This is a genomic window from Oceaniglobus ichthyenteri, assembly GCF_003057885.1.
Lineage (GTDB): Bacteria > Pseudomonadota > Alphaproteobacteria > Rhodobacterales > Rhodobacteraceae > Oceaniglobus > Oceaniglobus ichthyenteri.
Genome location: NZ_QAGK01000003.1, coordinates 57,213 through 82,420 on the forward strand (window position 1 = coordinate 57,213; position 25,208 = coordinate 82,420).

At 60.6% G+C, this 25,208-nt stretch carries 29 protein-coding genes and 1 riboswitch; of the genes, 18 read left to right on the forward strand and 11 right to left on the reverse strand.

What is annotated here, in order from left to right; translation table 11 throughout:
• The first annotated feature begins 3 nt into the window (after positions 1-3).
• A riboswitch (TPP riboswitch) is annotated at positions 4-109 on the forward strand.
• From C8265_RS05710 to C8265_RS05740, 7 genes are all read left to right on the forward strand, one after another.
• Complete coding sequence (locus tag C8265_RS05710; protein ID WP_108483051.1) at positions 102-713, forward strand: YkoF family thiamine/hydroxymethylpyrimidine-binding protein; 612 nt, start codon at positions 102-104, stop codon at positions 711-713. (Overlaps the previous riboswitch by 8 nt.)
• A gap of 29 nt (positions 714-742) precedes the next feature.
• On the forward strand, positions 743-1,498 hold the full coding sequence (locus C8265_RS05715) for an ABC transporter permease (RefSeq protein ID WP_108483052.1): 756 nt from the start codon (positions 743-745) through the stop codon (positions 1,496-1,498).
• On the forward strand, positions 1,491-2,234 hold the full coding sequence (locus C8265_RS05720) for an ABC transporter ATP-binding protein (protein WP_108483053.1): 744 nt from the start codon (positions 1,491-1,493) through the stop codon (positions 2,232-2,234). The genes C8265_RS05715 and C8265_RS05720 overlap by 8 nt, the downstream gene beginning before the upstream one ends.
• Positions 2,231-3,214 (forward strand): ABC transporter substrate-binding protein, encoded by a 984-nt coding sequence (locus tag C8265_RS05725; protein ID WP_108483054.1) that lies wholly within the window; start codon positions 2,231-2,233, stop codon positions 3,212-3,214. Before C8265_RS05720 ends, C8265_RS05725 begins: the two co-directional genes overlap by 4 nt.
• The gene (locus tag C8265_RS05730) at positions 3,211-4,431 is read left to right on the forward strand and encodes an NtaA/DmoA family FMN-dependent monooxygenase (protein ID WP_108483055.1); all 1,221 of its coding nucleotides are present in this window, start codon (positions 3,211-3,213) and stop codon (positions 4,429-4,431) included. The genes C8265_RS05725 and C8265_RS05730 overlap by 4 nt, the downstream gene beginning before the upstream one ends.
• A gap of 368 nt (positions 4,432-4,799) precedes the next feature.
• Positions 4,800-5,150: a DUF1127 domain-containing protein gene (locus tag C8265_RS05735; protein WP_126623146.1), complete on the forward strand. Its 351-nt coding sequence runs from the start codon at positions 4,800-4,802 to the stop codon at positions 5,148-5,150.
• A 183-nt stretch (positions 5,151-5,333) separates the two neighbouring features.
• Positions 5,334-6,221, forward strand: a complete 888-nt coding sequence (locus tag C8265_RS05740; protein ID WP_108483057.1) for a universal stress protein — start codon at positions 5,334-5,336, stop codon at positions 6,219-6,221.
• 87 nt (positions 6,222-6,308) lie between these two features.
• On the opposite strand, the gene C8265_RS05745 is transcribed toward C8265_RS05740, so the two are convergent.
• Together C8265_RS05745 and C8265_RS19640 are read right to left on the reverse strand one after the other, a co-directional pair.
• Positions 6,309-7,028: a Bax inhibitor-1/YccA family protein gene (locus C8265_RS05745; protein WP_108483058.1), complete on the reverse strand. Its 720-nt coding sequence runs from the start codon at positions 7,026-7,028 to the stop codon at positions 6,309-6,311.
• Between the two features lie 157 nt (positions 7,029-7,185).
• Positions 7,186-7,407, reverse strand: coding sequence for a DUF1127 domain-containing protein (locus C8265_RS19640; RefSeq protein ID WP_206050280.1), 222 nt, complete (start codon positions 7,405-7,407; stop codon positions 7,186-7,188).
• 123 nt (positions 7,408-7,530) lie between these two features.
• Between C8265_RS19640 and C8265_RS05755 the strand changes: the two genes are divergently transcribed.
• Entirely contained in the window at positions 7,531-8,385 is an 855-nt protein-coding gene (locus C8265_RS05755; RefSeq protein WP_108483324.1) for a LysR family transcriptional regulator, read from the forward strand.
• Between the two features lie 4 nt (positions 8,386-8,389).
• Here C8265_RS05755 and C8265_RS05760 read toward each other — a convergent pair whose 3' ends face one another.
• Positions 8,390-9,352 (reverse strand): NADPH:quinone oxidoreductase family protein, encoded by a 963-nt coding sequence (locus C8265_RS05760; protein ID WP_108483325.1) that lies wholly within the window; start codon positions 9,350-9,352, stop codon positions 8,390-8,392.
• 297 nt (positions 9,353-9,649) lie between these two features.
• Here C8265_RS05760 and C8265_RS05765 point away from each other — a divergent pair, with 297 nt between their 5' ends.
• Both C8265_RS05765 and C8265_RS05770 read left to right on the forward strand, forming a co-directional pair.
• On the forward strand, positions 9,650-10,024 hold the full coding sequence (locus C8265_RS05765) for a helix-turn-helix domain-containing protein (RefSeq protein WP_108483059.1): 375 nt from the start codon (positions 9,650-9,652) through the stop codon (positions 10,022-10,024).
• A 63-nt stretch (positions 10,025-10,087) separates the two neighbouring features.
• Positions 10,088-10,891 carry an inositol monophosphatase family protein gene (locus C8265_RS05770; RefSeq protein ID WP_108483060.1) on the forward strand — a complete coding sequence of 268 codons (804 nt, stop codon included), beginning with the start codon at positions 10,088-10,090 and terminating at the stop codon, positions 10,889-10,891.
• Positions 10,892-10,962: 71 nt separating this feature from the next.
• On the opposite strand, the gene C8265_RS05775 is transcribed toward C8265_RS05770, so the two are convergent.
• The 6 genes from C8265_RS05775 to C8265_RS05800 all read right to left on the reverse strand — a co-directional run bounded on the left by C8265_RS05775 (position 10,963) and on the right by C8265_RS05800 (position 16,059).
• On the reverse strand, positions 10,963-11,589 hold the full coding sequence (locus tag C8265_RS05775; RefSeq protein WP_108483061.1) for a hypothetical protein: 627 nt from the start codon (positions 11,587-11,589) through the stop codon (positions 10,963-10,965).
• Positions 11,586-12,194, reverse strand: a complete 609-nt coding sequence (locus C8265_RS05780; protein WP_108483062.1) for a DUF998 domain-containing protein — start codon at positions 12,192-12,194, stop codon at positions 11,586-11,588. Before C8265_RS05780 ends, C8265_RS05775 begins: the two co-directional genes overlap by 4 nt.
• Complete coding sequence (locus C8265_RS05785; RefSeq protein WP_108483063.1) at positions 12,191-12,931, reverse strand: YebC/PmpR family DNA-binding transcriptional regulator; 741 nt, start codon at positions 12,929-12,931, stop codon at positions 12,191-12,193. The genes C8265_RS05780 and C8265_RS05785 overlap by 4 nt, the downstream gene beginning before the upstream one ends.
• A 70-nt stretch (positions 12,932-13,001) precedes the next feature.
• Positions 13,002-13,367 (reverse strand): hypothetical protein, encoded by a 366-nt coding sequence (locus tag C8265_RS05790; protein ID WP_108483064.1) that lies wholly within the window; start codon positions 13,365-13,367, stop codon positions 13,002-13,004.
• Positions 13,334-15,112 carry an SLC13 family permease gene (locus C8265_RS05795; RefSeq protein WP_108483065.1) on the reverse strand — a complete coding sequence of 593 codons (1,779 nt, stop codon included), beginning with the start codon at positions 15,110-15,112 and terminating at the stop codon, positions 13,334-13,336. The genes C8265_RS05790 and C8265_RS05795 overlap by 34 nt, the downstream gene beginning before the upstream one ends.
• A 134-nt stretch (positions 15,113-15,246) precedes the next feature.
• Positions 15,247-16,059 (reverse strand): TIGR00282 family metallophosphoesterase, encoded by an 813-nt coding sequence (locus C8265_RS05800; protein ID WP_108483066.1) that lies wholly within the window; start codon positions 16,057-16,059, stop codon positions 15,247-15,249.
• Between the two features lie 111 nt (positions 16,060-16,170).
• Here C8265_RS05800 and hmuQ point away from each other — a divergent pair, with 111 nt between their 5' ends.
• Entirely contained in the window at positions 16,171-16,485 is a 315-nt protein-coding gene (gene hmuQ / locus C8265_RS05805; protein ID WP_108483067.1) for a heme-degrading protein HmuQ, read from the forward strand.
• A gap of 68 nt (positions 16,486-16,553) precedes the next feature.
• Here hmuQ and C8265_RS05810 read toward each other — a convergent pair whose 3' ends face one another.
• Together C8265_RS05810 and mgtE are read right to left on the reverse strand one after the other, a co-directional pair.
• A complete protein-coding gene (locus C8265_RS05810; RefSeq protein WP_108483068.1) occupies positions 16,554-17,108 on the reverse strand; it encodes a 5-formyltetrahydrofolate cyclo-ligase in 555 nt (184 codons plus the stop codon).
• Positions 17,105-18,484: a magnesium transporter gene (gene mgtE, locus C8265_RS05815; protein WP_108483069.1), complete on the reverse strand. Its 1,380-nt coding sequence runs from the start codon at positions 18,482-18,484 to the stop codon at positions 17,105-17,107. The genes C8265_RS05810 and mgtE overlap by 4 nt, the downstream gene beginning before the upstream one ends.
• A gap of 112 nt (positions 18,485-18,596) precedes the next feature.
• Here mgtE and guaD point away from each other — a divergent pair, with 112 nt between their 5' ends.
• The 7 genes from guaD (at position 18,597) to pal (ending at position 25,208) form a co-directional block, all read left to right on the forward strand.
• The gene (gene guaD, locus C8265_RS05820) at positions 18,597-19,910 is read left to right on the forward strand and encodes a guanine deaminase (RefSeq protein ID WP_108483070.1); all 1,314 of its coding nucleotides are present in this window, start codon (positions 18,597-18,599) and stop codon (positions 19,908-19,910) included.
• A 100-nt stretch (positions 19,911-20,010) separates the two neighbouring features.
• Positions 20,011-20,406: a tol-pal system-associated acyl-CoA thioesterase gene (gene ybgC / locus C8265_RS05825; RefSeq protein ID WP_108483326.1), complete on the forward strand. Its 396-nt coding sequence runs from the start codon at positions 20,011-20,013 to the stop codon at positions 20,404-20,406.
• A 105-nt stretch (positions 20,407-20,511) separates the two neighbouring features.
• Positions 20,512-21,207, forward strand: coding sequence for a protein TolQ (tolQ, locus tag C8265_RS05830; RefSeq protein ID WP_108483071.1), 696 nt, complete (start codon positions 20,512-20,514; stop codon positions 21,205-21,207).
• Between the two features lie 3 nt (positions 21,208-21,210).
• Positions 21,211-21,687: a protein TolR gene (gene tolR, locus C8265_RS05835; RefSeq protein WP_108483072.1), complete on the forward strand. Its 477-nt coding sequence runs from the start codon at positions 21,211-21,213 to the stop codon at positions 21,685-21,687.
• Positions 21,688-21,697: 10 nt separating this feature from the next.
• The gene (locus tag C8265_RS05840) at positions 21,698-22,969 is read left to right on the forward strand and encodes a hypothetical protein (RefSeq protein WP_108483073.1); all 1,272 of its coding nucleotides are present in this window, start codon (positions 21,698-21,700) and stop codon (positions 22,967-22,969) included.
• 231 nt (positions 22,970-23,200) lie between these two features.
• On the forward strand, positions 23,201-24,529 hold the full coding sequence (tolB, locus tag C8265_RS05850; RefSeq protein ID WP_108483327.1) for a Tol-Pal system beta propeller repeat protein TolB: 1,329 nt from the start codon (positions 23,201-23,203) through the stop codon (positions 24,527-24,529).
• Between the two features lie 139 nt (positions 24,530-24,668).
• Complete coding sequence (pal, locus tag C8265_RS05855) at positions 24,669-25,208, forward strand: peptidoglycan-associated lipoprotein Pal (protein WP_108483075.1); 540 nt, start codon at positions 24,669-24,671, stop codon at positions 25,206-25,208.

A 25,208-nucleotide genomic window follows, 5' to 3' on the forward strand; every position in this document is an offset into this window, starting at 1 on the left:
GCCAAATTCAACCAGGGGTGCCCCGAGCGGGGCTGAGATGCGCAAGATGCGCGAACTCTTCACAGCTGATCCGGATAATGCCGGCGGAGCGAGGGAAAAATATGTTCATTGGCGCACAAGTGTCTCTTTATCCGATGGTGTCGGATTTTGTCCGGGTCATTCTTTCAGGGCTCAAGGGGATTGACCCCTACCGCGATCAGTTGCGCATCGAAACCGATGATGTTTCAACCCTGATGGTGGGCGCGCCCGAACCCCTGTTCGGCGCAATCCGCGATTTGTTTGCCGAGGCCGCGCGCGATCCGGCCCATGTGGCGATGCATGTCACGTTTTCGCGCGGCTGCCCGGGTGAACCCGATGACCCCAACTGCCGCTGTGATGTTTTGGCCACGGCGCAAGACACGCCCTTGGCCCAACGTCAGCAGCAAGCCGCAGAGGCGGTGCGGGCCGCGCCGGTTCTGGGGGTCGAGATCGACGTGCAGTTTTCGCTGTATGTCATGGGCCAGGATCGGCACATGGACGAAATCTATGGCTGTATCGAGTTTCTGAAAGACTCGGGCACGTTTTTGAAATCGAAAAACTTCTGTACCCGGTTGCACGGCGATGCGGGGGCGGTGTTTGAAACGGTGCGCCAGGCGTTTCTGCGCTTTGGCCCAGCCCAAGGTCATGTGACGATTGATCTGACCGCCTCGGCCAACAGCCCCACCGCGCGCTAAACCCCCACGTTTACCCAAGGGGTATTTTGATGCTGGCGCGTATTTTGCCAACGCTGATCATTGCTGCGCTGCTTTTGGCCGCGTGGGAGGGATATTGCCATCTGATGGGGGTATCGCCGATGGTTTTGCCGCCGCCATCGGGGGTGATCCGGGCGCTGGTGGCGCACCGCGATGCAATAATCCCACATGGGGTGGCGACCCTGACTGTGGCCAGCATCGGCTTTGCCCTGTCGGTCAGTTTCGCCTGTCTCACCTCGGTGGCGTTGTATTTCACGCCTTGGGCGCAGCGCGGATTGATGCCGCTGTTTGTGGTCAGTCAGACGGTGCCTTTGATCGCGCTGGCACCGTTGATGATCCTGTGGTTCGGGTTTGGATTGCTGCCCAAGGTGCTGTTGGTCATTCTGGTGACGTTTTTCCCAATGCTGCTGAGCCTGTTGTCGGCGTATCGCCAAACGCCGGGCGCTTTTGTTGATTTGCTGGCGTCGATGGGCGCCGGGCGCTGGGCGATTTTCTGGCGCGCCACGGTGCCGTCGGCGCGGGCGGCGTTTTTGGCGGGGCTGCGGATATCGGCGACCTATGCCATCGTGGCGACCATTTTTGCCGAATATGCCGGGGCGCGGCGCGGATTGGGCATTTATATCCTGTCGGCCAAGAATAATTTTCGCGCCGATCTGGTGTTGGCGGCGGTGGTGATATCGGCGCTGTTGACCCTGACGTTGCTGGGCGCGATCCGCCTTTTTGACCGGCTGACCGCCAAAGGGCCAGAGGTGCGCCGGGATGCTTGAAATTCGCGGTCTGACCATTGCGGCGCCGGGGCGCGATCTGGTGCGCGATCTGTCGCTGTGTTTGCCCGGCACCGGGATCACCGCGCTGATCGGGGCGTCGGGTTGTGGCAAAACATCGGTTTTGAAATGGCTGTCGGGGATTTTGCCGGCAGGACTGGTCGCGCGCGGGCAGATCATGCTTGATGGTCAGGCCATCACCCCGCCCCATCCCGCACTCAGTTATCAGCCGCAAAGCGATGCCTTGTTTCCTTGGCTGACGATCATGGAAAACGCGATTCTTGGGCTGGAGATGTCGGGCCTGTCGCGCCGCGCGGCCCGGGCAAAGGTGGCGCCATTGTTTGCGCCCTTTGGCCTTTCGGGGTGCGAGGCGCTGTTTCCGGCGCAATTGTCAGGCGGAATGCGCCAGCGCGCCGCGTTCCTGCGCACCATTGTGCAAGACAGCCGGTTTGTTCTGTTGGACGAACCGTTTTCGGCGCTGGACGCTGTCACGCACATGCGGATGCAGGATTGGCTGTTGGCCCGCCTCGCCGACCGCCCGCGCGGTGTTTTGCTGGTCACCCATGATCTGCACGAGGCAACGTGCCTGGCCGACCGCATTCTGGTGATGGCGGGCGGGCCGGGCCGGATCATTGCCGATATCCCCGTCACAACCCCACGCCCCGCGCGCAGCGAGGCGGCGCTGGCCGATCTGCGCGAAACCCTGAAATTCCATCTGTTAAAGGACACATCCCCATGATCAAGAACCTGTTTCTGGCCGCCTGTCTTTTGGCCCCTTTTGCCGCCCAATCCCAGGATGCCGATGTAACCATCGCGCTGGATTGGACATTGAACACCAACCACATCGGTCTGGTTGTGGCGCGCGACAAAGGGTTTTTCGCCGATGAGGGGCTGAACGTTGAACTTCTGCCCTATTCCGATACCAATTCGGCCGCTCTTTTGGCGGCTGGGGTGACCGATTTTGCCTATCTCACCTCGCTTGGATTTCTCAGCGCCAAGGCGGCGGGTGCCGATCTGGTGGCGCTGTGGGCCACGATGCAGCATGAAGCGGGGCGATTGGTGTATAACACCAACAATACCGAAATCACCCGCCCCGCCGATCTGTCGGGCAAAACCTATGCCGGATTCGGCAGCGCCTGGGAGGCGGCGTTGATCGGCACGATGATCGAAAACGATGGCGGCGATCCGGTGTGGGATACGGTCACCCTTGGCACCGGCGCCTATGAGGCATTGGCGACGGGTGCTGTGGATTTCACCCTTGAGGTCGCAACCTGGGAAGGGGTGAATGGCACGCTGTTGGGCCGCGAACAATCATCGTTTACCTATGCCGATTACGGCATTCCCGATCAGCAAAACGGCTATATCGGCACCCAAATGGCCACCTTGGCCGATGATCCCGATCTGGTGGCCCGGTTCATGCGCGCCACACAGGCCGGATACACCTGGGCCGCCGATAACCCGGATGCCGCGGCGCAATTGCTGATCGCGGCGGGCGATTTCCCGAATCCCGCGTTGGTGCAAGGATCAATGCAGGCGATTGCCCAAGGTGGGTATTTGCGCGATGGTGATCGGCCCGTGGGCGGGATTGATGCCGACCGGTTTGCCGCCATGGCGCAATTTCTGTTTGACAGCGGCGTGTTGAAAGACGCGGGCGGCACGACCCTGAACTGGCCGGGCGATGTTTCAGGGTGGTACAATCAGGACTGGCTGACCCAATGATCCTGAATGCCGTTGTTTTTGGCCACGGCAGCCACGAGGCGGCGTGGCGCGGCCCGGGGGTACAGGCCACCGCGCCATTGGAGTTGGCCCATTGGGTGGCCTGCGCCAAGGGGGCCGAGGCGGCGGGGTTTGATGGGTTGTTTCTGGGCGATATCCTGTGCCTGCAGGATCGCCCCGAACATCACCCGTCCGAGGCATTGGACCCGTTTCTGGTGCTGGCCGCTTTGGCGGCGGTGACCGAGCAGTTGACCCTGACCGGCACGGCCAGCACCAGTTTCAATCATCCCTGGCATCTGGCGCGGCGCATCCTGTCGTTGCACCACCTCAGCGGTGGGCGGGCCGGATGGAACATTGTCACCTCGTCCTATCCGCAAGAGGCGGCAAATTTCGGCTGGCCCGAAATGCCCCCCACCGCCGAACGCTATGCCCGCGCCGAAGATGTGGTTCAGGCGGTCAAGGCCCTGTGGTCGGGGTGGAAGGGTGTAAGCCGGATCGCCGACACATCCACCGGACGATATTTAAGCCACGCGCCAAAAGACGTAGGGCACACGGGCCGATACGGTGCGGTGGGCGGCGCCGTAAATCTGTCACCCGCGCCCTATGATTGGCCGCTCTTGGCCCAGGCGGGGTCATCGCCCGAAGGCATGGCGTTTGCCGCGCGCCATGCCGATCAGGTGTTTACCGTGCAATCCAATCTGGCGGACGCGCGGGCGTTTCGCCAGAGTGTTCGCAATCATGCCGCACAGGCAGGGCGCGATCCTGACACGGTCAAGGTGCTGCCGGGGTTGGTGCCGTTCGTGGGCGCAACGCGCGTGCAGGCCGAGGCAGAGCTGCAAAACCTGAGCGCGCGGATCGGGTTGGATCATGTCCTTACCAAACTGGAACGGTTCATCGGTGCGCCGCTGGCCGGGCTTGACCCGGATCAACCAGTCCCGATTGGCCCCGACGATCTGACCGACAATCGGTTCAGCAATTCGCGTGCGCGGCTTTTGTTGGCCGAGGCGCGGCAAGGCGGCCTGACCCTGCGCCAGTTGGCAGCACGCTTTGCCGCCGGGCGGGGGCATCTGTTGGTGGTGGGAACGGGGGCCGATGTAGCCCAGGTGATGCAGTCCTGGGTGTCTGGTGGCGCGGCAGATGGATTTAACATCATGGTGCCCGAACTACCCGATGGAAACGCCCGTTTTGGCGCGGGCGTGATGCCGCATCTCAGCAGGTAAAAATTTGATGTCGGGCGGCAATCGACCGCGGAAAACGTCAAAAATAACTGATAATGTGACTTAATTGGCCCACCATCGAAAAGCTTTCGCCAATACCGCGCCCCCGGATCGTGGCGCGATTGAAAGGCCGCGGCACCGACCCCATATGACGATCATGAAACCTTCCAGTTATCATAAGAGGGCCCTGCACACCGCGGGAAAAACCCAAACCCTTCGTTAGCCCCGGGCGGGGCGGGCGCGCTGTGCCGCCTCTCGCCTCGGGGGTTTTGCAGATCTTTGTGATCTGTCGAGATGGCGAAGGGGCCTGTGCCACATTTCATATTGCAAATTTTCGCAACCGGCGCTGTGGCAGGCGGCATTCTGACGTCATGGTTTTGATCCTTTTTCAACTGGAGGATGATATGCATCCGTTTTTCACTCGTCGGCTTCTTCTGGCCGAACTTCGCCGCGATAGGGCCATGCATGGCGACACTGCGGTTGCCAAGCCTGGGTTGTTGCAACGTGCCATGTGGTTGGCCAACCAGCGCTGGAAACGCCACAAGACGATCGCGGCCTTGCGCGCGATGGATGATCACATGCTGAAAGATATCGGCGTAAACCGGTACGAGATTACCGACATCGTCGACCGCCCCGCGCACCGCGATATGCATCTTGTGCGCAATCACGCAAACCACAACAGCGTGCGGGAAGAGCAAAGCAGCCTGAAACTGGCGGCCTGACCGGCGCTGTTGCCGCAGGGCGCGCGCACCGTCTTACCTGACGCTGTTGGAATTGCAGAATTTCAATGCGTCGGGTGGGGCGCTTTGGCGATGAGAACGTGCGTCGTGCCGTATTGGCTGGCGCAGCCGAACATGCGATGGTCCGGGCAGACAATCAGATGATCACTCGCAAGGGATACCGCCGTGCCAGCCTCAACCATCCTTGCCGCTGTGGGGCAGTTCCCACAAGATACCGCCGTTCTGGCGCGGGCTGTCGCGCTGTCGGTGGCCCATGGGGCGCGGTTGCACGTCGTTCATATTCTTGATCTGCCCGAAAGCAGCGCGTTTCCCGGCGATGTCGGCACCCTGTTTGGCCAAGCCGAAATCGCGGCGCGCGATACGATCAAGGCGGCGTTGGCCGAACTCGACGTCGCGCCCGACAGGATCGAAATTCATATTGAGGCTGGGGCGCACGCCCTGCGTCTGATTGAGATCTGCGAACATATCGCCCCCGATCTAATTGTAATGCGCGCCCATCAAAAGACCAAAATCTCACAGCGGATTCTCGGGTCGACCACCGAACGGGTGATTGCCGCCGGGTTGGCGCCGGTTCTTGTTGTAAAACAGATGGTTGGCGCGCCCTATGCGCGGGTGATCGTGGCCACCAACGGCAATGATGATGCGCAAAACGCGCTGGGATATGTGGCCAATCTGTTGCCCGACGCCAAATTGCATCTGGTTCAGGTGGTGCGCATCGCGCCGCAATTGGAAGAGGCGATGTTGCGCGTTGGAACCCGCCAATCCGGCCTGATCGCGCATCGGCGCAATTTGACCCGGATCGCCAAGGACCATCTGCACAGCCTGACCGAAACCATCGGCCCCCGTGCCACATCGCAGGCGGTGACAGGGGCGCCAGACACCGTTCTGGCGCGGTTGTGCCGCAACCCGGGCGTGGATCTGATTGCCCTTGGCCCCGGGCGTGCCAGCCTGATTCACCGTGCCTTTATCGGCAGTGTGTCGCGCCGTCTTTTGCGCGACGCGGCCTGTGACGTTCTGATCTGCACTGCCCTGCCAAAAAGTGGGTTGGCCTGACCACACAGGATGTTCCGTAGGCCCGCAAAAAAGCCTGCCAAGGGGTATCCCTGGCAGGCTTTTGCAATTGTGGAACGAAAGGTTTCGTTACTCGCGGTTGCCAAAAAGTGACAGCAGCATCATGAACATGTTGATAAAGTTCAGATACAGGCTCAGCGCGCCCATGATCGCGGATTTGCCCAACCATTCCTGATCCATCGCCTGTGCATGGGCGATATAATCTGTCTTGATCCGCTGGGTGTCATAGGCCGTAAGACCGGCAAAGATCAGTACACCAATCACCGAAATCGCAAACATGATCGCGGGCGAGCCGAGGAAAATGTTAACGATCGACGCCACGATCAAACCGATCACACCCATGATCAGGAACGACCCCCAAGCCGAGATGTCTTTCTTTGTGGTATAGCCCCACAGTGACAGACCGGCGAACGAGATCGACGTGACCAGAAACACCTGTGCAATCGACAGGCTGGTATAGGCCGCAAAGATATAGCTGATCGAAAGGCCCATCAGCGCCGAAAAGGCGTAAAAGAACAGTTGCGCACCGGCCGCCGACATTTTGTTGATCAGCGCGCCAAACGCGAACACCATGATCAGCGGGGCAAACATCACCAGCCAACGCAGCGGCGTGCCGAACACGGCGGCAACCATCGCGTCATTGGTGCCCACGGCCCAGGAAACGCCAGCGGTCAACAACAGACCGACCGACATCGTGCCGTAAACCTTGTTCATGTGCGCCTTCAGCCCCTGGTCGATCTCGACCGAGCGGGCGCCGGTTTTGGCGCGGATCGTTTGATATTCAGCCATGGATCGCCTCCTGATGGATATAGCTCTTGAGGCGGCTCAGATTGAACAGGCCGCCCTTGGGTCTAATATCGGCAGGGGCGGCCGTAAATTCAAGAACGTAAGTGTCGGATTTGCACCGTTTCTGTCGGGTTTGGTGAACAATTTGTCAAAACCCGGATCAGCGGCGCCAGTTTGCAGGCACATCCCAAAGCGCGCGGCGCGATTCCGCCTCGATTTCAGCACGGCTCAGGCCCAGATCATACAGAATCGCATCGTCCAACTCACGCAATTGCGCCCGTTGCCGACGTGCCGCGATCATCGCGGAAATCTGCGCGAACAGGCCAGGGCGCGTTTTAGGCTGCGCCGTGCAACACTCGGCGGTTGGGGTAAGGCTGGTCATGTCGGGTTTCTTTCTGTTTTGTGAACAACTGCGTGTTCGATATCATTTCTGTTGATGTATATGGCGGCTTGTGTTCAATATTGAAAACGAATGTTTTTTACTTCTGATATCAAGGATTGTGATATGCCCCGAAATCTCGACATGACCGCCCTGCGGTCATTCGTGGCTGTGGCCGAAACCGGGGGCGTGACCAAGGCCAGCGGGTTTTTGAACCTGACCCAGTCGGCCGTATCGATGCAGCTTAAGCGGTTGGAAGAAAACATGGGAATCAGCCTGATTGACCGGTCAGCGCGCAGTGTTGCCCTGACGTCGGCGGGGGAACAATTGCTGTCTTATGCCCGCCGGATGCTGGACCTGAATGATGAGGTGATCGCGCGCATGACCGGCACCTCGTATGAGGGGGAAATCATCGTTGGTCTGCCCCATGATATCGTGCACCCGGCGATTCCGCCGGTTTTGCAACGCTTTGCCGTAGATTTTCCAAGGGTGCGGGTGCAGTTGAAATCATCGCACACCCGGCGTTTGAAACAGATGTTTGCGCGGGGCGAATGTGATTTCATCCTTACCACCGAAGACGGGGTCGAAACCGGCGGCGAAACTCTGGTTGAACTGCCTCTGGTGTGGTTTGGCGCGCCGGGTGGATCGGCGTGGCGGGCGCGCCCTTTGCGATTGGCATTCTGTTCGAACTGTATTTTTCGTGCCGGGGCGCAGCGGGCCTTGGATGAGGCGGGGATCGATTGGGAAATGAGCGTGGAATCTGACTCAGATCCGGCGATCGAAGCCACAGTCAGCGCCGATCTGGGCGTTACCGCAATGATCGAAGGCACCGCGCCACAATTCATGGAGCAGATCCCCCACAACAGTGGTCTGCCCGATCTCAAACGGCAAAAGATCAACCTGTATGCCGGGGAATTGGCCCAAGGCGAAGTCGCCGAAGGCATGGCGGCATTGCTGCGCCAGCAATATCGCCTGTTGTGACGCCTTATTCCATGGTGATCACAACCTTGCCGGTTGAGGCGCGATTTCGCAACAGATCCAACCCTGTGGCCGCCTCGGCCAAGGGCAGGGTGTGGCTGATATGGGGGTGCAGATGCCCCGCACGGTACCACGCGAACAGCGTTTGCAGACTGTCAGTCAGAACCGAAGGGTTAAAGGCCAGATAGCCCCCCCAGTAATACCCCATCAGCGTGATGTTTTTCACCAATAAATGGTTGGCGGGCACTTGGGGTATATCGCCGCTGGCAAAGCCCACGAGCACGATTCGCGCTTCGGGGTTGCAGGCGCGCAGGGCGGCGCGAAACAAATCGCCCCCGACCGGGTCATAGACCACATCGACGCCGCCAAGATCTTTGAGTGTGCGGCGCAGATCGCCGGCGTCACTGTCGATCAGGTGGTCGGCCCCGGCCTTGCGCGCCACGTCCAACTTGGCCGCGCCACGGGCACAGGCGATCACGCGCGCGCCCATGAGTTTGCCAATCTCCACAGCCGTCAGCCCGACACCGCCCGCCGCACCCAGAACCAACAGGGTTTCACCTGGGCGCAGGCGTGCCTTGTGCGCCAACCCCACATGCGCCGTGCCATAGGCAACCTGAAACGCGGCGCCGTGTTCAAACGGCATCTCGTCGGGCAGGGTGACACATCGCTCGGCTGCAAACACGCCATGGTGTGCCAGCCCGCCCTGACCGCCAAACACCGCCACCCGTGCGCCCCGTGTCAGGCCGGTGACACCATCGCCAAGGGCTGTCACTGTCCCGGCCACCTCTAAGCCAAGGGTAAAGGGCAGGGCGGGCGTGTCCTGATAGGTGCCGTTTGCCATCAGCAGATCGGCAAAGTTCAACCCACAGGCGGCAATCCGAACCGCCACCTGTCCGGGGCCGGGGCGCGGACAGGGCACGCCGACCAGGGCGGGGGGTGATTCGTGACTGACAACTTGCAAGGCTTGCATCTGAAAATCTCCTGTCTGGGCGTCCATGCTATGGGTTTGACGCGCTATGGTCGAGGTGGGATCAACCCTAGGATGCCGTCAGATGCGCCGACAATTCCCCGATTTATTGAGGGAAAACACGCTAGAGGCGAGTTAACAAATAGTTAACTGGTAAAAATCCAGGGTGGAGCAAAAGTTAACATACTGTTGATAAACGGTTTTTATACCTATCTTCCATACCTGTCCTAAAAGGCAGGTTGAGTTGAACGCCCATACGCAGTTCATTGGCATGCAAGCGTAGGTATTAGGAGTAATGGTATGAAACATCCTGTAGATGTGCATGTAGGTAAGCGCGTTCGTCACCGCCGGTGGATGCTGGGCATGACCCAACAACAACTGGCACAACATGTTGGGATCAAGTTCCAGCAGATCCAGAAATATGAAACCGGCATGAACCGGGTCAGCGCATCGCGTTTGTGGGATATTGCAAGTGCATTGGATGTGCCTGTCGCCTATTTCTTTGAGGGGATGGACGAAATCGAAAGCGGCGATTCCCGCGCACCCGGAACTGTCAAGGGTGATATCTTGGCCGACAAGGAAGCGTTGGAACTGGTCCGTTCCTATTATGCGATTCCCGAAAATCAGCGCCGCCGTCTGTTTGAACTGGCCCGCGTTCTGAGTGACGTCGCCTAAGGGCGGCTTGACCGGCCTGTTCCCAACACCTACCCACGTGGGGTGGGTAAAGGGGAATGGGCGATGAAAGACAGCCAGTTGCAATCTGATTTAACGGCTTGCGCCATGGCAATGGCAGACGCGGCCCGGCCCGAAACCTTGCGGTATTTTCGCGCGGTGGGGTTGGCCGCCGACAATAAAGACACCAATGGCTTCGACCCGGTCACCCAAGGTGATCGTGCGGCCGAAACCGCGATGCGCGCGGTTCTGGCCCGGCGGCGCCCGATGGATGGCATCACCGGCGAAGAATTCGGCACCACACCCGGCACATCCGGGCTGGTTTGGGTGCTTGATCCGATTGATGGCACCCGCGGATTTTTATCCGGCACCCCCACTTGGGGCGTCTTGATTGCGGTGGGGGATGAGACCGGGCCGAAATTGGGCGTGATCGACCAACCCTATATTGGCGAACGTTTCTTTGGCGGCTTTGGTCAGGCGTGGGTCGAGGGGCCGATGGGCCGCGCGCCCTTGGCCACCCGTCCGCCGCGCCCGTTGGATCAGGCGATCCTGTTCACCACATTCCCCGAAGTGGGGAGCGATATCGAAGGCGCGGCATTCCGCGCCGTATCGCAACAGGCACGGCTGACCCGCTATGGCGTTGATTGTTATGCCTATGCCCTGCTTGCGGCAGGGCAGATCGATCTGGTAATCGAGGCGGGTTTGCACAGTTATGATATTCAGGCCCCGATCGCAGTGATCGAGGCGGCAGGCGGCATTGTCACCGATTGGACAGGCGCGCCGGTGCATCAGGGCGGGCGCGTTCTGGCCGCTGCCAACCGTGAAATTCATGCCGCTGCCTTGGCGATCTTGCGCAGCGTGGCTGGTTAATCCAGCTCTTTGATTTTTCTTGCTTAAAATATCCCCGCCGGAGGCTCCGCGTGTGCAAAAAGTGCCGCCTGTCAATCCGTGCGCCCCAACCGTGCAAACAAGCGCAATCCAAACGCGCTGTCCTGTGCGGCGGGGGGCAGTATCGGGTCGTACGCCGCGCGGATCACCTGACCGATTTCGGGGCGCAATATGGTCTGCCCGTCGGCAACAGTGGCCAGGGGCGAACGGTCGGTAAAGGCAAGATCCGACCATAAAACAATCACTTGCACCGCTTGCGACAGGGCCAGTGTTTCGGCCGGAATGTCGGACAAATGCGCATCCATGCGCAGGAATACAAACGCCGCCTTGATCCCGCCATCGGGGTCGAACCGGAAGATCCGGTATTGATTGGCTTCGCCCTGTGATAGCCGGTCGAGAAGCGGCATCAGGTCGGGGATCATCCGCTCTAACCCTGGCACTTCGCGCAATTCGTCCCAGTCGCGCAGGAAGAACACCATCAGGTTGGCGCCCAATTCGGGGTCGGTTTCGGCCATTTTATGACCGGCCAGGGTCACCACAGCCTCAATCGCGCCCTTGATCACCGGCAGGGTGGCATCGTCAACGCCAAACACCACCGGCACAATCGGACGGCCCCAGCGGGCAAAGGCGAAATCGCCGGATTTTCGGGTAAACAGGGCGGTCACATCTTCGGGGGTCATCGGGCATCTCCTGCGCGCCACAGCATCAACGCCAGACACGAACTCCAGCTTAGCGCGATCAGGCCAAGCCCCCGTTCATAAAGGCCATCCCACCCGTCGGGCATGAAAAAGAACACAGGTGCCGTGATGATCCACAGGGCGCCAAGGGCATAAAACACCCGCCGCATCGGTCCCTGCGCCATGGCAAAGGGGGCAATCGCAAATCCGGCCCCCAGACCGTAAACCAGATAGATATGTATCACGACGCCTTCATTGTCATTGTCACCATATTCGTTGCGCGCCCCCACAACGATGATCAGCGCGGCCAGCACCAACAATGTGAGGATGCCGATGCTCCAGCCGCGCCCGCCCGGATGCATATGCGCCGCCCCCACCGAAAGACACAGCAGGGCGGCGGCATAGGTATAAAGCCCGATATCGACGATAATCTCATGCTCGCCTGCGCCCAGATCGCTGATCGTGTCGGCGATCCAGTTGTAATCGGGCACGAAAAGCGGCGCGATCAGGATGGTTCCGATCAGGCCCAGCGCGCCAAGAAACCCCACCAGCGCGCAAAACCGCAACAAACCGGTGCTTTGGATAGAGGAGGCGCGCTTATCGCTCACAGGGCTGCTGCCACCTCGTCGGAAATGTCGAAATTGGCGGTGACGTTTTGCACATCGTCATCGTCTTCCAAGGCTTCGATCAGTTTCATCAGCTTTTGTGCGTCTTCCAGGCCCAATTCCGTGCGGGTTTGCGGTTTCCACACCAGTTTGGTCGAGGTTGATTCGCCCAAGGTGGCCTCAAGCGCATTGGAAACGTCATTCAGATCGGTATCGGCGCAATAGATATAGTGGCCGTCGTCGTCATGCTCTACATCTTCGGCGCCCGCCTCGATCGCGGCCATCATGATGTCGTCTTCGCTGCCGGTTTCAAGGGGGTACACGATTTCGCCCTTGTGGTCGAACATGAACGAAACACTGCCGGTTTCGCCCAGATTGCCGCCGTTTTTGGTAAAAGTGCTGCGCACGTTTGATGCGGTGCGATTGCGATTGTCGGTCATGGTTTCGACAATCACCGCCACGCCGTTGGGGCCATAACCCTCGTAGCGGATTTCATCGTAATTTTCCGATTCGCTGCCCGATGCCTTGGTGATCGCGCGTTGAATCACGTCTTTGGGCACCGAAACCGATTTTGCCTCTTTCACGGCCAGGCGCAGGCGGGGGTTTTTATCGGGGTCGGGGTCGCCCATCTTGGCCGCGACGGTGATTTCTTTGGCCAGTTTTGAAAACAGCTTTGAGCGTTGGGCGTCCTGGCGCCCTTTGCGATGCTGAATATTGGCCCATTTTGAATGGCCTGCCATGGTGGCTGCTCCGAATGCAATGGATATAATTGGTGCTGTCTATCCCAACAGGGGCGGGGCGTTCAAGCCATCACAACCCGGCACCGGGCAGGCCAAAAGCGGCATCGCCCACGGCAATCACCCGCACGCCGCCACCGGGCAGGCGCACCAAAACCTGTCGCGGGGCCAATCCGCCGCCGGGCAGGGTGACGCGGTAGGGCAAAAGATGCGGGCAGCCCGCCAGTGTGCCATCCCAGGCGCGCGCCGTGCCAGGGCGTTTTGCAACACACAGCGCACCGTCGGAAAATTGCACCGTTACGGTGTTGCGGTACATGATCGCCTGTCGCGGTTCGGGCGCGGTGGGCGGCGCCATCGGTGCGGCGGCACAGCCCGCCAACAGAACCAAACCTGCCAGACGCCGCATCAGAGGGGCCAGATCAAAGGTATCGTCACACATGCACTTAACCCCAATAAAATGTTCAGCGGAATCCCGACCCGCATGAAATCGGTAAATTTATACCCACCCGGACCATAGACCAACATATTGGTCTGATACCCGATAGGCGTGGAAAACGCCGAACTGGCGGCAAACATCACCGCCACAACCAACCCCCGTGGGTCCAACCCAAGGGCAAAGCCCAGTTCGATCACGATCGGGGTTAAAATCACCCCCACCGCATTGTTGCTGACCAATTCGGTCAGGGTTGAGGCCAACAGATAGACGCACAAAATCACCATTGTCGGCGGCAGCACGGTCAGCCATGGCTGCAACACCCCCACCAACAGGGCCACCGCGCCCGATTCCTGCATCGCCGCGCCCACCGCCAGCATTGCAAAGATCAGTGCCAGCAATCGCCCCTCGACAAAGGAAAACGCCTCATCCGCGTCGATGCTGCGGGTCAGCAGGATCACGGTGACCGCCAGCATCGCAAGGGCAAATATCGGCGCCACGTTGAATGCCGCCAGGATCACGACAGCGGCCAGCGCGCCAATGGCAATCGGCGCTTTGGAGCGGCGATAGGCCTGCACCGTGGGGCGGTTGACGTTGACCAGGTTCATATCCTGGGCCATGCGTTCGATATCTTCTCCGGCCCCTTCGATCAGCAGTGTATCGCCCACCCGCACCACCACATCATCCAGTTTGCGCCCGATATTCTGGTTCTGGCGATGCACCGCCAGCGGGTAAACACCATAACGGCGGCGCAACCGCATTGCCCCCAAACTGCGCCCCACCATCCGCGCGCCGGGGGTGATTAACACTTCAACGGTTTCGGTTTGGATCGAGCTGAGCTTTTCAACCGGGCGCAGGTTCGGATCGCTTTGCAGGCCCAGAAGCTCGGCCATTTCGGTGCGCAGCACGACACGGTCACCCGCCTGCAACACGACGGTGTCCATATTGCGGCGCAGCGAGGCATCGCCGCGCAACACGTCAATCACCCGCACACCTTCGCGCTGAAACAGGCCCACATCGCGCGGATGATCACCAATCAAATCGGAATCGTGGGGCAGGGCGACTTCGGTGAAATATTTCAGCTTGCGTTTGTCACTGATCATGCCGCCCATGGATTGGCGTTCGGGCAATAAAAACCGCCCCACAAACGCCAGATACAGCCCCCCAAGACAGACCTGCACCATCCCCAGTGGGGCGATTTCAAAGATCGAAAACGCCGCCATGCCATTTTGGCGCGCCACCCCATCGACCAACAGGTTGGTCGAGGTGCCGATCAGCGTCAGCGTGCCGCCCAGGATCGCGGCATAACTGAGCGGTATCAGAAGTTTCGAGGGCGAAATCCCCATCCGTTTGGCCAGTTGCACAAACACCGGAATCATCACCACCACGACGGGCGTGTTGTTCATGAATGCGCTGCCGATGGCGACGATGATCAGCGATAGTACCACGGTCAGAACCGGCTGTGTTTCGGCGCGGGCATCGGCGCGTTCGGTCAGCCATTGCAACGCCCCGGTGCGCACCAACCCGCCCATGACCAGAAACATCGCCGCAATCGTCCACGGCGCCGAGTTTGAAAACACCGCAATCGCCGCGTCATAGGGCAACAGGCCCAGAACAAACATTGCCGATGCGCCCGAAATCGCCACCACCTCGGTGGGATAGGTTTCGCGCGCAAACAGGATCAGCATGCCGATCAGGATGACGAAACATAAAATCGCCTGTGTTGTCGGATCGAAATTGAACAGATCCATCCCTGGCCCCTTTGGCAAATCGGTTTGTAAACCTTAGCTTGCTCGTGGCCCACCACAAGGCCGCCTTTGGCGGTGGGAAGGGAAAACCAACCGTGCAGGGCAAACAGCAGGCCAAACACCGCCGATGCCTGTTTTCAGGGCGCGCTGCCTTGCAAAACGCCGCCCTCACGCACCATCGTAACGCGCAAGGCGCGGCCTGTGGCATCGTCGGTTTCCACAAACAACCCCGACAGGGTGGCGGGGCCGGCGGCGGGGGTGAACCGCCCCTTGCTCATCCCGGTGATGAACCGGTTTAACGGCTCGGCCTTGTCCATGCCGATCACTGAATTGTAATCGCCGCACATCCCGGCATCGCTTTGATAGGCGGTGCCACGGGGCAGGATCATCGCATCGGCTGTGGGCACATGGGTGTGGGTGCCCACCACAATGCTGGCCCGCCCATCGCACCAATGGCCCATGGCCATTTTTTCACTGGTCGCCTCACAATGCATATCGACCAGCGCGGCGTTCACCTGCACCCCCAGGGGCGCGGCCTTCAGCACCGGCTCAATCGCGGAAAACGGATCGTCAAACGGGCGTTTCATGAATACCTGGCCCAACACCTGGGCCACCAACACCTTGCGCCCGCCCGGCGCGGAAAACACCCGTGCGCCGCGCCCCGGTGCCGCCTTTGAGTAATTCAGCGGCCGGATAATGCGCGGTTCGTCCTCGACAAAGCGCAGCATGTCTTTTTGATCGAAGGCATGATCGCCCAGGGTGATCACATCTGCCCCGGCCTCCAACAGCGCCTTGGCGTGATCTGCCGACAGGCCCGCGCCATTGGTGGCGTTTTCGCCGTTGACCACGACGAAATCCAACCGCCAATCATCGCGCAGCCCGGCCAGACGCCCGGTTATCGCGGCACGCCCGGCGCGCCCCATTACATCGCCTAAAAATAAGATTCTCATGGGGTGGTGGGTAAGGCGGAACCGGCCTAAGGGCAAGCCGGGGTTGGCAATTGTGCCCCCGCGTCATATCAGAGTGTAATTGTCAGTTATTACAGCCCGAAAGGCCGCGCCATGTATCTTGCCATGAACCGTTTTACCGTGCCCACCGAAAATGCCGAAGCGTTCGAGGCGCTGTGGCTGGGCCGCGACAGCCATCTGAAGGAAATGGACGGGTTTGTTGAATTTCACATGCTGAAAGGCCCCGAAACCGACGGCACGATCCTTTATGCCTCGCACACCGTCTGGGCCGATGAAGAAGCGTTTCGCGCCTGGACCCGCAGTGACGCCTTTCGCGCCTCGCACAAATCCGCGGGCAGCAGTGCGCAGAAACTGCACCAAGGCACGCCAACCTTTGAGGGGTTTTCAACGCTTCAGCATATCCGATAAGGCGTGCCGCCTTTGGCGTGGCTGCCTGGGGCTGCGTGCGGAATTTGGATATTTATAGCAAGAAAAAGCTAGGGCGTCAGCACGGCCCGGTCTGTCACGATCATGTCCAGTGGTTGATCGGTCGGCTCCAGCGGCAGGGTGTCGGCCTCTTGCGCGGAAAAGGCAAAACCGATGGCCAGGGTTGGCGCGGTGGCGCGTAGCTGTTCGAGGGTGCGGTCGTAATAGCCGCCGCCATAGCCCAGCCGCCCGCCGTTGCGGGTAAAGGCCAGTAAGGGCACGATCAGGATTTCCGGCACCATCCAATCCGGTTTGGCAGGAACCATCGCCCCGAACGGACCCCGGACCAGATCACAATCGGGTGTCCACAGCGCAAAGCGCAATGGCTGTCCCCGGCCCATGATCACCGGCACACCGACGGGGCCATGGGCCGCCGCCTCGGCCATCGCCGGGGTCGGATCGATTTCCGTGCGAATGGGTAGGAAACCCGACACAGGTACGCCGCGATGCCCGGCCAGAACCGAGCTGAGCAGCCCGCCCGCCCCCGGCATGGCAGTGTCGAATGCCGTCTTGCGACGGGCAAAGGCAGCGGTGCGCGCAGTGGCTTTTTCATCGGCGATGGTCATATCAGCACCATCGCCGCCAGCCCGAGAAACGCAAAGAATCCGACAACATCGGTCACTGTGGTGACAAACGCGCCCGAGGCCAGCGCCGGGTCAATGCCGGCCTTTTCCAACGTCATCGGAATGACCACACCGGCCAGGCCCGCCACCACCAGGTTGATCACCATTGCCGCCCCCAGAACGACCCCCAACAGTGGCGTGCCGAACCAGACAATGCCGACGATGCCCATGATCACCGCGAAAATACAGCCGTTCACAAACCCCGCGCCGATTTCGCGGCGCAGCACGCGCAGCGCGTTTGACGATGTCAGATCGCGTGTGGCCAGGGCGCGTACCGCCACGGTCATCGATTGGGTTGCCGCATTGCCGCCCATGGAGGCAACGATGGGCATCAGCACCGCCAGAGCGACGATGGCAGCCAGTGTCGCCTCGAACTGGGCAATGACCAGTGAGGCGAGAATCGCCGTCACCAGATTGACCGCAAGCCAGGGAAAGCGGCGGCGCACGATCAACATCGTGCTGTCGGCCAGGCTTTCATCGCCCACACCGCCGAGGCGTTTCAAGTCTTCGTCGTGTTCTTCGTCGAGCACCATCATCGCATCGTCGATGGTGATCACCCCCACCAAGCGGCCATCGGTATCGACCACGGGGGCGGAAATCAGGTGGTATTGGTTGAACGCATAGGCCACGTCGGCCTCTTCCTCGTCCACTTCGAAAATGCGAAAGCTGGGTTCGGTGATATCGGCCAGTTTCATCGTGCGCGGCGATGACATGAGTTTTCCCAAGGTCACATATCCGGCGGGGCGCAACCGTGGATCGACCAGAATCACATGATAGAACTGATCTGGCAAGTCTTCGCTTTTGCGCATGAAATCAATCGCATCGCCCACGTCCCAATGTTGCGGCGCCATGACGACCTCGCGCTGCATGAGGCGCCCGGCAGAATATTCGGGAAACGACAGGGCGCGTTCCACCGCCAGACGATCGGCGGCCTCAAGCACCTCAAGGATGGCATCCTGTTGCGGCTTTTCCAGATCTTCGAGCAGATCGACCACATCATCTGATTCAAGCTCGCGCACCGCGTCCGACAACACCTGGGGCGACAGCGCGGCGATCACCTCTTCGCGGATGCTTTCATCAAGTTCGGACAGGATTTCGCCGTCGAACTCTTTGCCGTACAGCGTGATCAGACGGTGTCGGTCGGAACTGTCGATCTGTTCCAGAAGGTCGGCGATGTCGGCCGCGTGCAGCGGCTCCATCAATTCGGTCAGGCGAGGGGCGTCACCCTGTTCGACCGCCGCAAGAATGCCCGCGACCGCACGCCTGTCCAAGGCATAGGCGTCGTCTTCGTCATTGGCGGGGGGGATCGGATCTTGCATGGTCAAAAAATGTGCCCTCCTGTGCGCTATCAGGTTTCATACGTCAGGTGAGATGGCACGACTAGGGGATAAGGCAATTTACCTGCAGCAGTGGCAGGGGTATTGAGGCAGAATGACAGATCAACACTCCGGGGCAACTGCCCGCCTTATTCTTGGGCAACTGATTGATATTCAGGATGACCCCTTTGTCGTACCACTGACGCAGGCGGTGCAATACCATCGCCATGGCGCGATTTTGGTACAGGATGGGCGGATTGTCGCCACCGGCCCAGCCGACACTGTGTGCGCCGCCCACCCCGGTGTAGCGGTGCAGGATATGGGCGAAGCGGTGCTGTTGCCCGGTTTTGTCGATGCCCATGTGCATTATCCCCAGACGGCGATCATTGCCAGTTGGGGCAAGCGTCTGATTGATTGGCTGAACACCTATACGTTTCCCGAAGAACAGCGGTTTGGCAATGCTGATTATGCCGCACAAATCGCGGCGCGGTATTTCGATCTGACCCTGGCGGCGGGGACCACCACGGTGTGCAGTTATGGCACGATCCATCCCGCATCGGTTGAGGCATTTTTTGCCGAAGGACGGGCGCGCGGCGTGCGAGCGGTGGCGGGCAAAACCTGTATGGATCGCAATGCGCCCGACGGGCTGCGCGATACGGCGCAATCGGCCTATGATGACAGCAAGGCATTGATCGACCGCTGGCATGGGGTGGACCGGTTGCAATACGCGATCACACCGCGGTTCACGCCAACGTCAACGCCCGAACAATTGGCCGCGCTGGGCGCGTTGTGGGGTGAATACCCTGATTGCCTGATGCAGACTCATCTGTCGGAACAGGTGGATGAAATTGCCTGGGTTGGTGATTTGCACCCCGAAGCGCGCGATTATCTGGATACATATGAGGCGCATGGATTGCTGGGCGCGCGGGGCGTTTATGGCCATGCCATCCATCTGAAGCCGCGCGAGGTGGATCGTTTGGCCGAAACGGGGGCGGCGGTGGTGCATTGCCCGACCTCCAATGCCTTTATCGGTTCGGGCCTGTTTCAGATGGCGGCGCTTAAGGCGCGCGGCGTTTCGGTGGGGCTGGCGACGGACACCGGTGGGGGATCATCGTTTTCGATGTTGCGCACCATGGCGGCGGCTTATGAAATCGGGCAGTTGGCGGGCACTGCGTTGCATCCGGCGCAATTGCTGTGGCTGGCCACCGCCGGTTCGGCAAGCGCTTTGCACATGGCCGATTGTGTGGGCACCCTGGCCGTGGGTAGTGAGGCGGATATTATCGCGCTTGATCTTGGCTCGACCCCCGCGATTGCGCAGCGGGCCGAACGGGCCGAGGATATTTGGGAGGCGGTGTTCCCCACCCTGATGATGGGCGATGACCGCGCGATTGCCGCCGTTTGGGTGGCCGGTCAGCCAATCGCAGTCTGACCAAAAGGAGCGCCTGCGGCGCACACGATGTTTTGTTTGGCGTTTGGTGCGCCTGTTGGATGATATAAAACCCAAGACGGGATATGCGGCAAGGGCAGGGATGATGCACCAGTTTTCAGTGCGTGTATATTATGAAGACACGGATATGGCGGGCATTGTCTATTACGCCAATTACCTGAAATATATCGAACGGGCGCGTTCGGATTGGGTGCGCGAACTGGGTATTGATCAGGGCGCGTTGCGCGACGCAGGCCAGGTGTTTGCAGTGGCGCGGATTGAGGCGGATTATGTGATACCCGCCCGGTTTGACGATGCGTTGCAGGTGCAGACCCGGATCGTCAGGTGCACGGGTGCGCGGCTGGTTCTGGCCCAGGATGTTTGCCGCGATGGGCAGGTAGTGTTTGCAGCACAGGTTACTTTAGTCGCGCTGGACCGGGCCGGGCGGGCCACCCGCCTGCCGGCAGAGTTTCGCCGAGCGGCGGGGCAGACGACCTAAAATATCGGCAGGGGGCCATTGATATTGGATTTACCCCTTACAATGCTTTAAGATGCTTCTTTAATGAAGGCCGACGACAGAGCGGTCGAAGAGTGAGCAGGAATAATGGAAACCGAAACCCTTGCGCTGGCGCAGAGCGCCGATTTTTCGTTGTGGGGGTTGTACGCCCGCGCCACGATCACCGTAAAACTTGTGATGTGGTTGTTGATTCTGTCGTCCTTTTGGGGCTGGGCGGTGATCATTCAGAAACACATCGTGTTCCGCCGCGCGCGCAATGAACAGGCCCGATTCGAGGCGGCGTTCTGGTCGGGCGAACCGTTGGACGAATTATATGACAAGATCGGTGCCGATCCGGGCGGGAGGGCCGAGGCCGTATTTGTCGCGGGCATGACCGAATGGCGCCGCTCGCACCGGGGCGATGGCGGGTTGATTCCCGGCGCGCAGGCGCGAATCGACCGCAGCATGGATGTGGCCATCACCAAAGAGGCGGATGAATTGGAAAAAGGGTTGCCGCTGCTCGCGACCATCGGATCGACCGCGCCGTTTGTTGGGCTGTTCGGCACCGTCTGGGGCATCATGAACGCGTTTATCGAGATCGCAGAGCAGCAAAATACCAACCTGGCCGTCGTCGCCCCCGGCATTGCCGAGGCGTTGTTGGCCACGGGTCTGGGCCTTTTGGCGGCGATCCCGGCGGTGGTCTTTTACAACAAGCTGAGTGCCGATTCCGACCGGATCGTGCGCGGCTATGAAAGCTTTGCCGATGAATTTGCCACCATCCTTTCGCGCCAGTTGGACGCCTGAACCATGGGGGCCGGAGCGATTGAAAACAGTGGTGGGGGCGGTGGGCGTCGCCGCAACCGTCGGGCCAAACGCAAACCGATGAGCGATATCAACGTCACACCGTTTGTGGATGTGATGTTGGTGTTGCTGATCGTGTTCATGGTGGCCGCGCCGCTGTTGACCGTGGGCGTGCCGATCGAATTGCCCAAAACCAGCGCCGAGGCGCTTCCGACCGAGCGTGAGGAACCCTTGACCGTGACGCTGACCGTTGATGGGCGGGTCTTGTTGATGAGCAATGAAACCGAAAGTGATGATCTGATCGGTCAATTGCGCGCCATTGCCGCCGAGCGCACCAGCCAAAAGGTGTTTTTGCGCGCCGATGGGGCCATTCCCTATGAGCGGGTGGTCCAGGTGATGGGCGCGCTGAATGCTGGCGGGTTCAACGAAATCGGTTTGGTCACCGAGACCGGCGGTCCGACGTTGGACGGCCAGGGGAATTAAGGGGCAGGGTGTGAGAACCGGTTTCACCCTTTCTGGCGTTGGCCATGTGGCACTGATTGGTGTCGCCCTCCTTGGTGGGTTGTTTGCGCTGAATCCGCCGCCGCCGCCCGAAGTGGCGAATGTGACGCTGTTGAGCGAAGAGGAATTTGCCGCCCTGACGCGGCCTGATGCGGGCGAAACCCCGGCACCGGCAACCGAACCCGAAGTGGAGCCAGTGCCCGAGCCAACACCGCCGGTTGAAACGCCGGCCGAGCCTGAACCGGCCCCGGCGCCCGAGCCTGAGCCCGAGCCTGAGCCGATACCAGAACCCGAGCCTGAACCGACGCCCGCGCCAGAGCCGGAACCGACGCCAGAGCCGGAATCCGAACCCGAGCCGACGCCGGAACCCGAACCGGTGGTTGAGGCCCCCGAACCGGCCCCCGTGGCCCCCGAACCCGTGCCCGAGCCGCAAGTGGCCGCGCCCGAACCCGAACAGGTCGCACCGCCCGTGGTGACCCCGCGCCCCACCGCGCCAACAGCCACCCCGCGCCCGGCCCGCCGGATCGCAAACGAGGCAACACCGCCCCCGCCGCCCGATGCGGAAACCGCGCCTGACCCGGTGGAAACCGCCGCGCCATCCCCCGACCCAACGCCCGAGCCTGATCCGGCCCCGCCCGAACCCACCCCGGTGGAACCCGCCGCCGCACCCGAAGAAACCACGACCGAAATCGTGACCGAGGCCGAAACCCCGACGGATGAGGCCGCCACCCCACCCGCGGCCGGCGCCCCCACCACATCGGCGCGCCCGGCCCGCCGACCAGAACGCCCGCGTACGGCCGAAGTGTCGCGCACACCCGACGCGCCGCGCACCCCGGGGCGCACCGCCGAAGCCAGCAGCGACAGCGTTGAGGCCGCGCTGCGCGAGGCGTTGGAAGGCGCGCAGCAAGATACCACACCGGTTCAGGCCGCGCCGTCGGGCCCGCCCCTGACCTCTGGTGAAAAAGAGGCGCTTCGGGTTTCAGTGCAACAGTGTTGGAACGTCGGCTCGCTCAGCTCGGAAGCGTTGCGCACCACAGTGGTTGTGGCGATGACGATGAACCGCGACGGCACGCCGATCAACAGCACGATTCGGATGCTGGAATCGTCAGGCGGCGATGATACCGCCGCCCGTCAGGCCTATGAGGCCGCACGGCGCGCCGTCATACGCTGCGGCGCGTCGGGCTTTCCGCTGCCGCAGGAAAAGTTCGGCCAGTGGCAGAATATCGAAATGACGTTCGATCCCAGCGGGATGAGGATGCGGTGATGTTTCCCCCCGCCTGTTTCACAGAAGTTCCGGCAGATGCGCAGGTTGACAACGCGCCACGCCAGAGCGTCGGGTCAGCGCAGCAGGCAAACATTCACGGTGGCGCACCGCGTGTTCCCCTGCCACAGTCGACGTATAACCAGTGGCGCACATTGGAACTTACGATTGATCCCAGCGGTTTGGGGGTATGACACAGCCCACCGCACCCGATAGGACAGGATGAGGATTTATATGACCCGTTTCCGCCTGCTAACCGCCGCGCTGGCATTGGCTTTGACGCCGTTTGCCGCGCCCGTTTTCGCCCAGGATGGCCCGTTACGCATCGATATCACCGAAGGGGTGATTGAACCGCTGCCTTTTGCTGTGCCGGATTTTATAGCCGAAGATGGCGGCGGCGGTGAATATGCCGCGCGTCTGTCCCGGCTGATTGCCGCCGATCTGGCCGGTACCGGGCTGTTTCGTGAAATCCCCGCCGATGCCTTTATCACCCAAGTCACGCAATTCACCCCATCGGTCGATTATGCCAACTGGAAAGCGGTGAATGCCCAGGCTTTGATCACCGGCGCGGTCAGCGCCAGCGCCGATGGCCGCCTGACGGTGAAATTTCGGGTGTTTGATGTGTTTTCCGAAGCGCAGCTTGGTGAAGGTCTGCAATTTCAGGGCACGACCAATTCCTGGCGGCGTATGGCGCACAAGGTGGCCGATGCGGTGTATTCCCGGATCACCGGCGAAGGCGGCTATTTCGACAGTCGGGTGGTGTTTGTATCCGAGCAGGGCCCAAAAAATGAACGCAAGAAACGTCTGGCGATCATGGATTTCGATGGTGCCAATATCCAGTATCTGACCGACAGCAGCTCTCTTGTGCTGGCGCCGCGGTTTTCACCTGCGGGCGAGCGAATTCTTTATACCAGTTACGAAACCGGCTTTCCGCAAATTTACCAGCTGGATGTGGGAAGCGTCAGCCGCGTGAAACTGCCGGTGCCTGCCGACAGCATGACATTCGCGCCGCGATATGCGCCCGATGGGCAAACCGTGGTGTTTTCGGCGGCCCAGGGCGGCAATACCGATATTTACCGTCTTCGCCCCGGGGGGCAGCCCGAACGCCTGACCAATACGCCCAGCATCGAAACCGCGCCCAGCTATTCGCCGGATGGCAACCAGATCGTATTTGAATCCGACCGGTCCGGCACCCCGCAACTGTATGTCATGGGGGCAAATGGCGGCGAGGCGTCGCGCATTTCCTTTGGTGCGGGGCGCTATGGCACGCCGGTCTGGTCGCCGCGCGGTGACCTGATTGCCTTCACCAAACAGAATGCCGGGCGCTTTCACATTGGCGTGATGCGCACCGACGGGTCCGAAGAACGCCTGCTGACAGCATCGTTTCTGGACGAAGGCCCGACATGGGCGCCCAATGGGCGGGTGTTGATGTTCATGCGCGAATCCCAAGGGTCCGATGGGCAATCCGCGCTCTATTCCGTTGATATATCAGGGCGAAACTTGAAAAAAGTGCCGATTGACGGGGCAGCATCGGACCCGGCGTGGTCGCCGCTGTTGAAATAGGGCGCCAATTGGCGGCGGTTTGCGCAAATCTGCCTGTAAATCGTCGGTTTTACCATCAGACGGCACGTCGCCGTTTCCAAACACGAAACACAGTGCTAGAATCCCGGGAAACGGGCAGAGGCCAGAACAGGATACTACAATGAAAAAAATCGGCACCGCGCTGCTGCTTATGATCGCAATGACCGCTTGCACCAACGCTGACAGGTTCGGCGGCGGTGCCGGGGGCATGGGCGGCGGCCCGAATGACGGCTTTGGCAGTTCAGGGCCATTGGGCAGTGAAACCATCGGCCAAGGCAGTCTGGACCCCAGTTCGCCAATGTATTTTCAACAGACCGTGGGTGACCGGGTGCTGTTTACAATCGACACCTCAACCCTGACCGATGATGGCCGCGCCACCTTGGCCGGACAGGCCCTGTGGCTGACCCGCAATCCCGAATACACAGCCATCATCGAAGGCCACGCCGACGAGCAGGGCACGCGCGAATACAACCTGGCCCTGGGCGCGCGCCGCGCGTCTGCCGCGCGTGATTATCTGGTGTCCCAAGGCGTCAGTGCCAGCCGGTTGCGGACCGTGACATATGGCAAGGAACGGCCAATCGAAGTCTGCTCCTCCGAAGCGTGCTATGCGAAAAACCGCCGCGCCGTGACGGTGATTGCCGCGGGCGGGGCGCTGTCATAA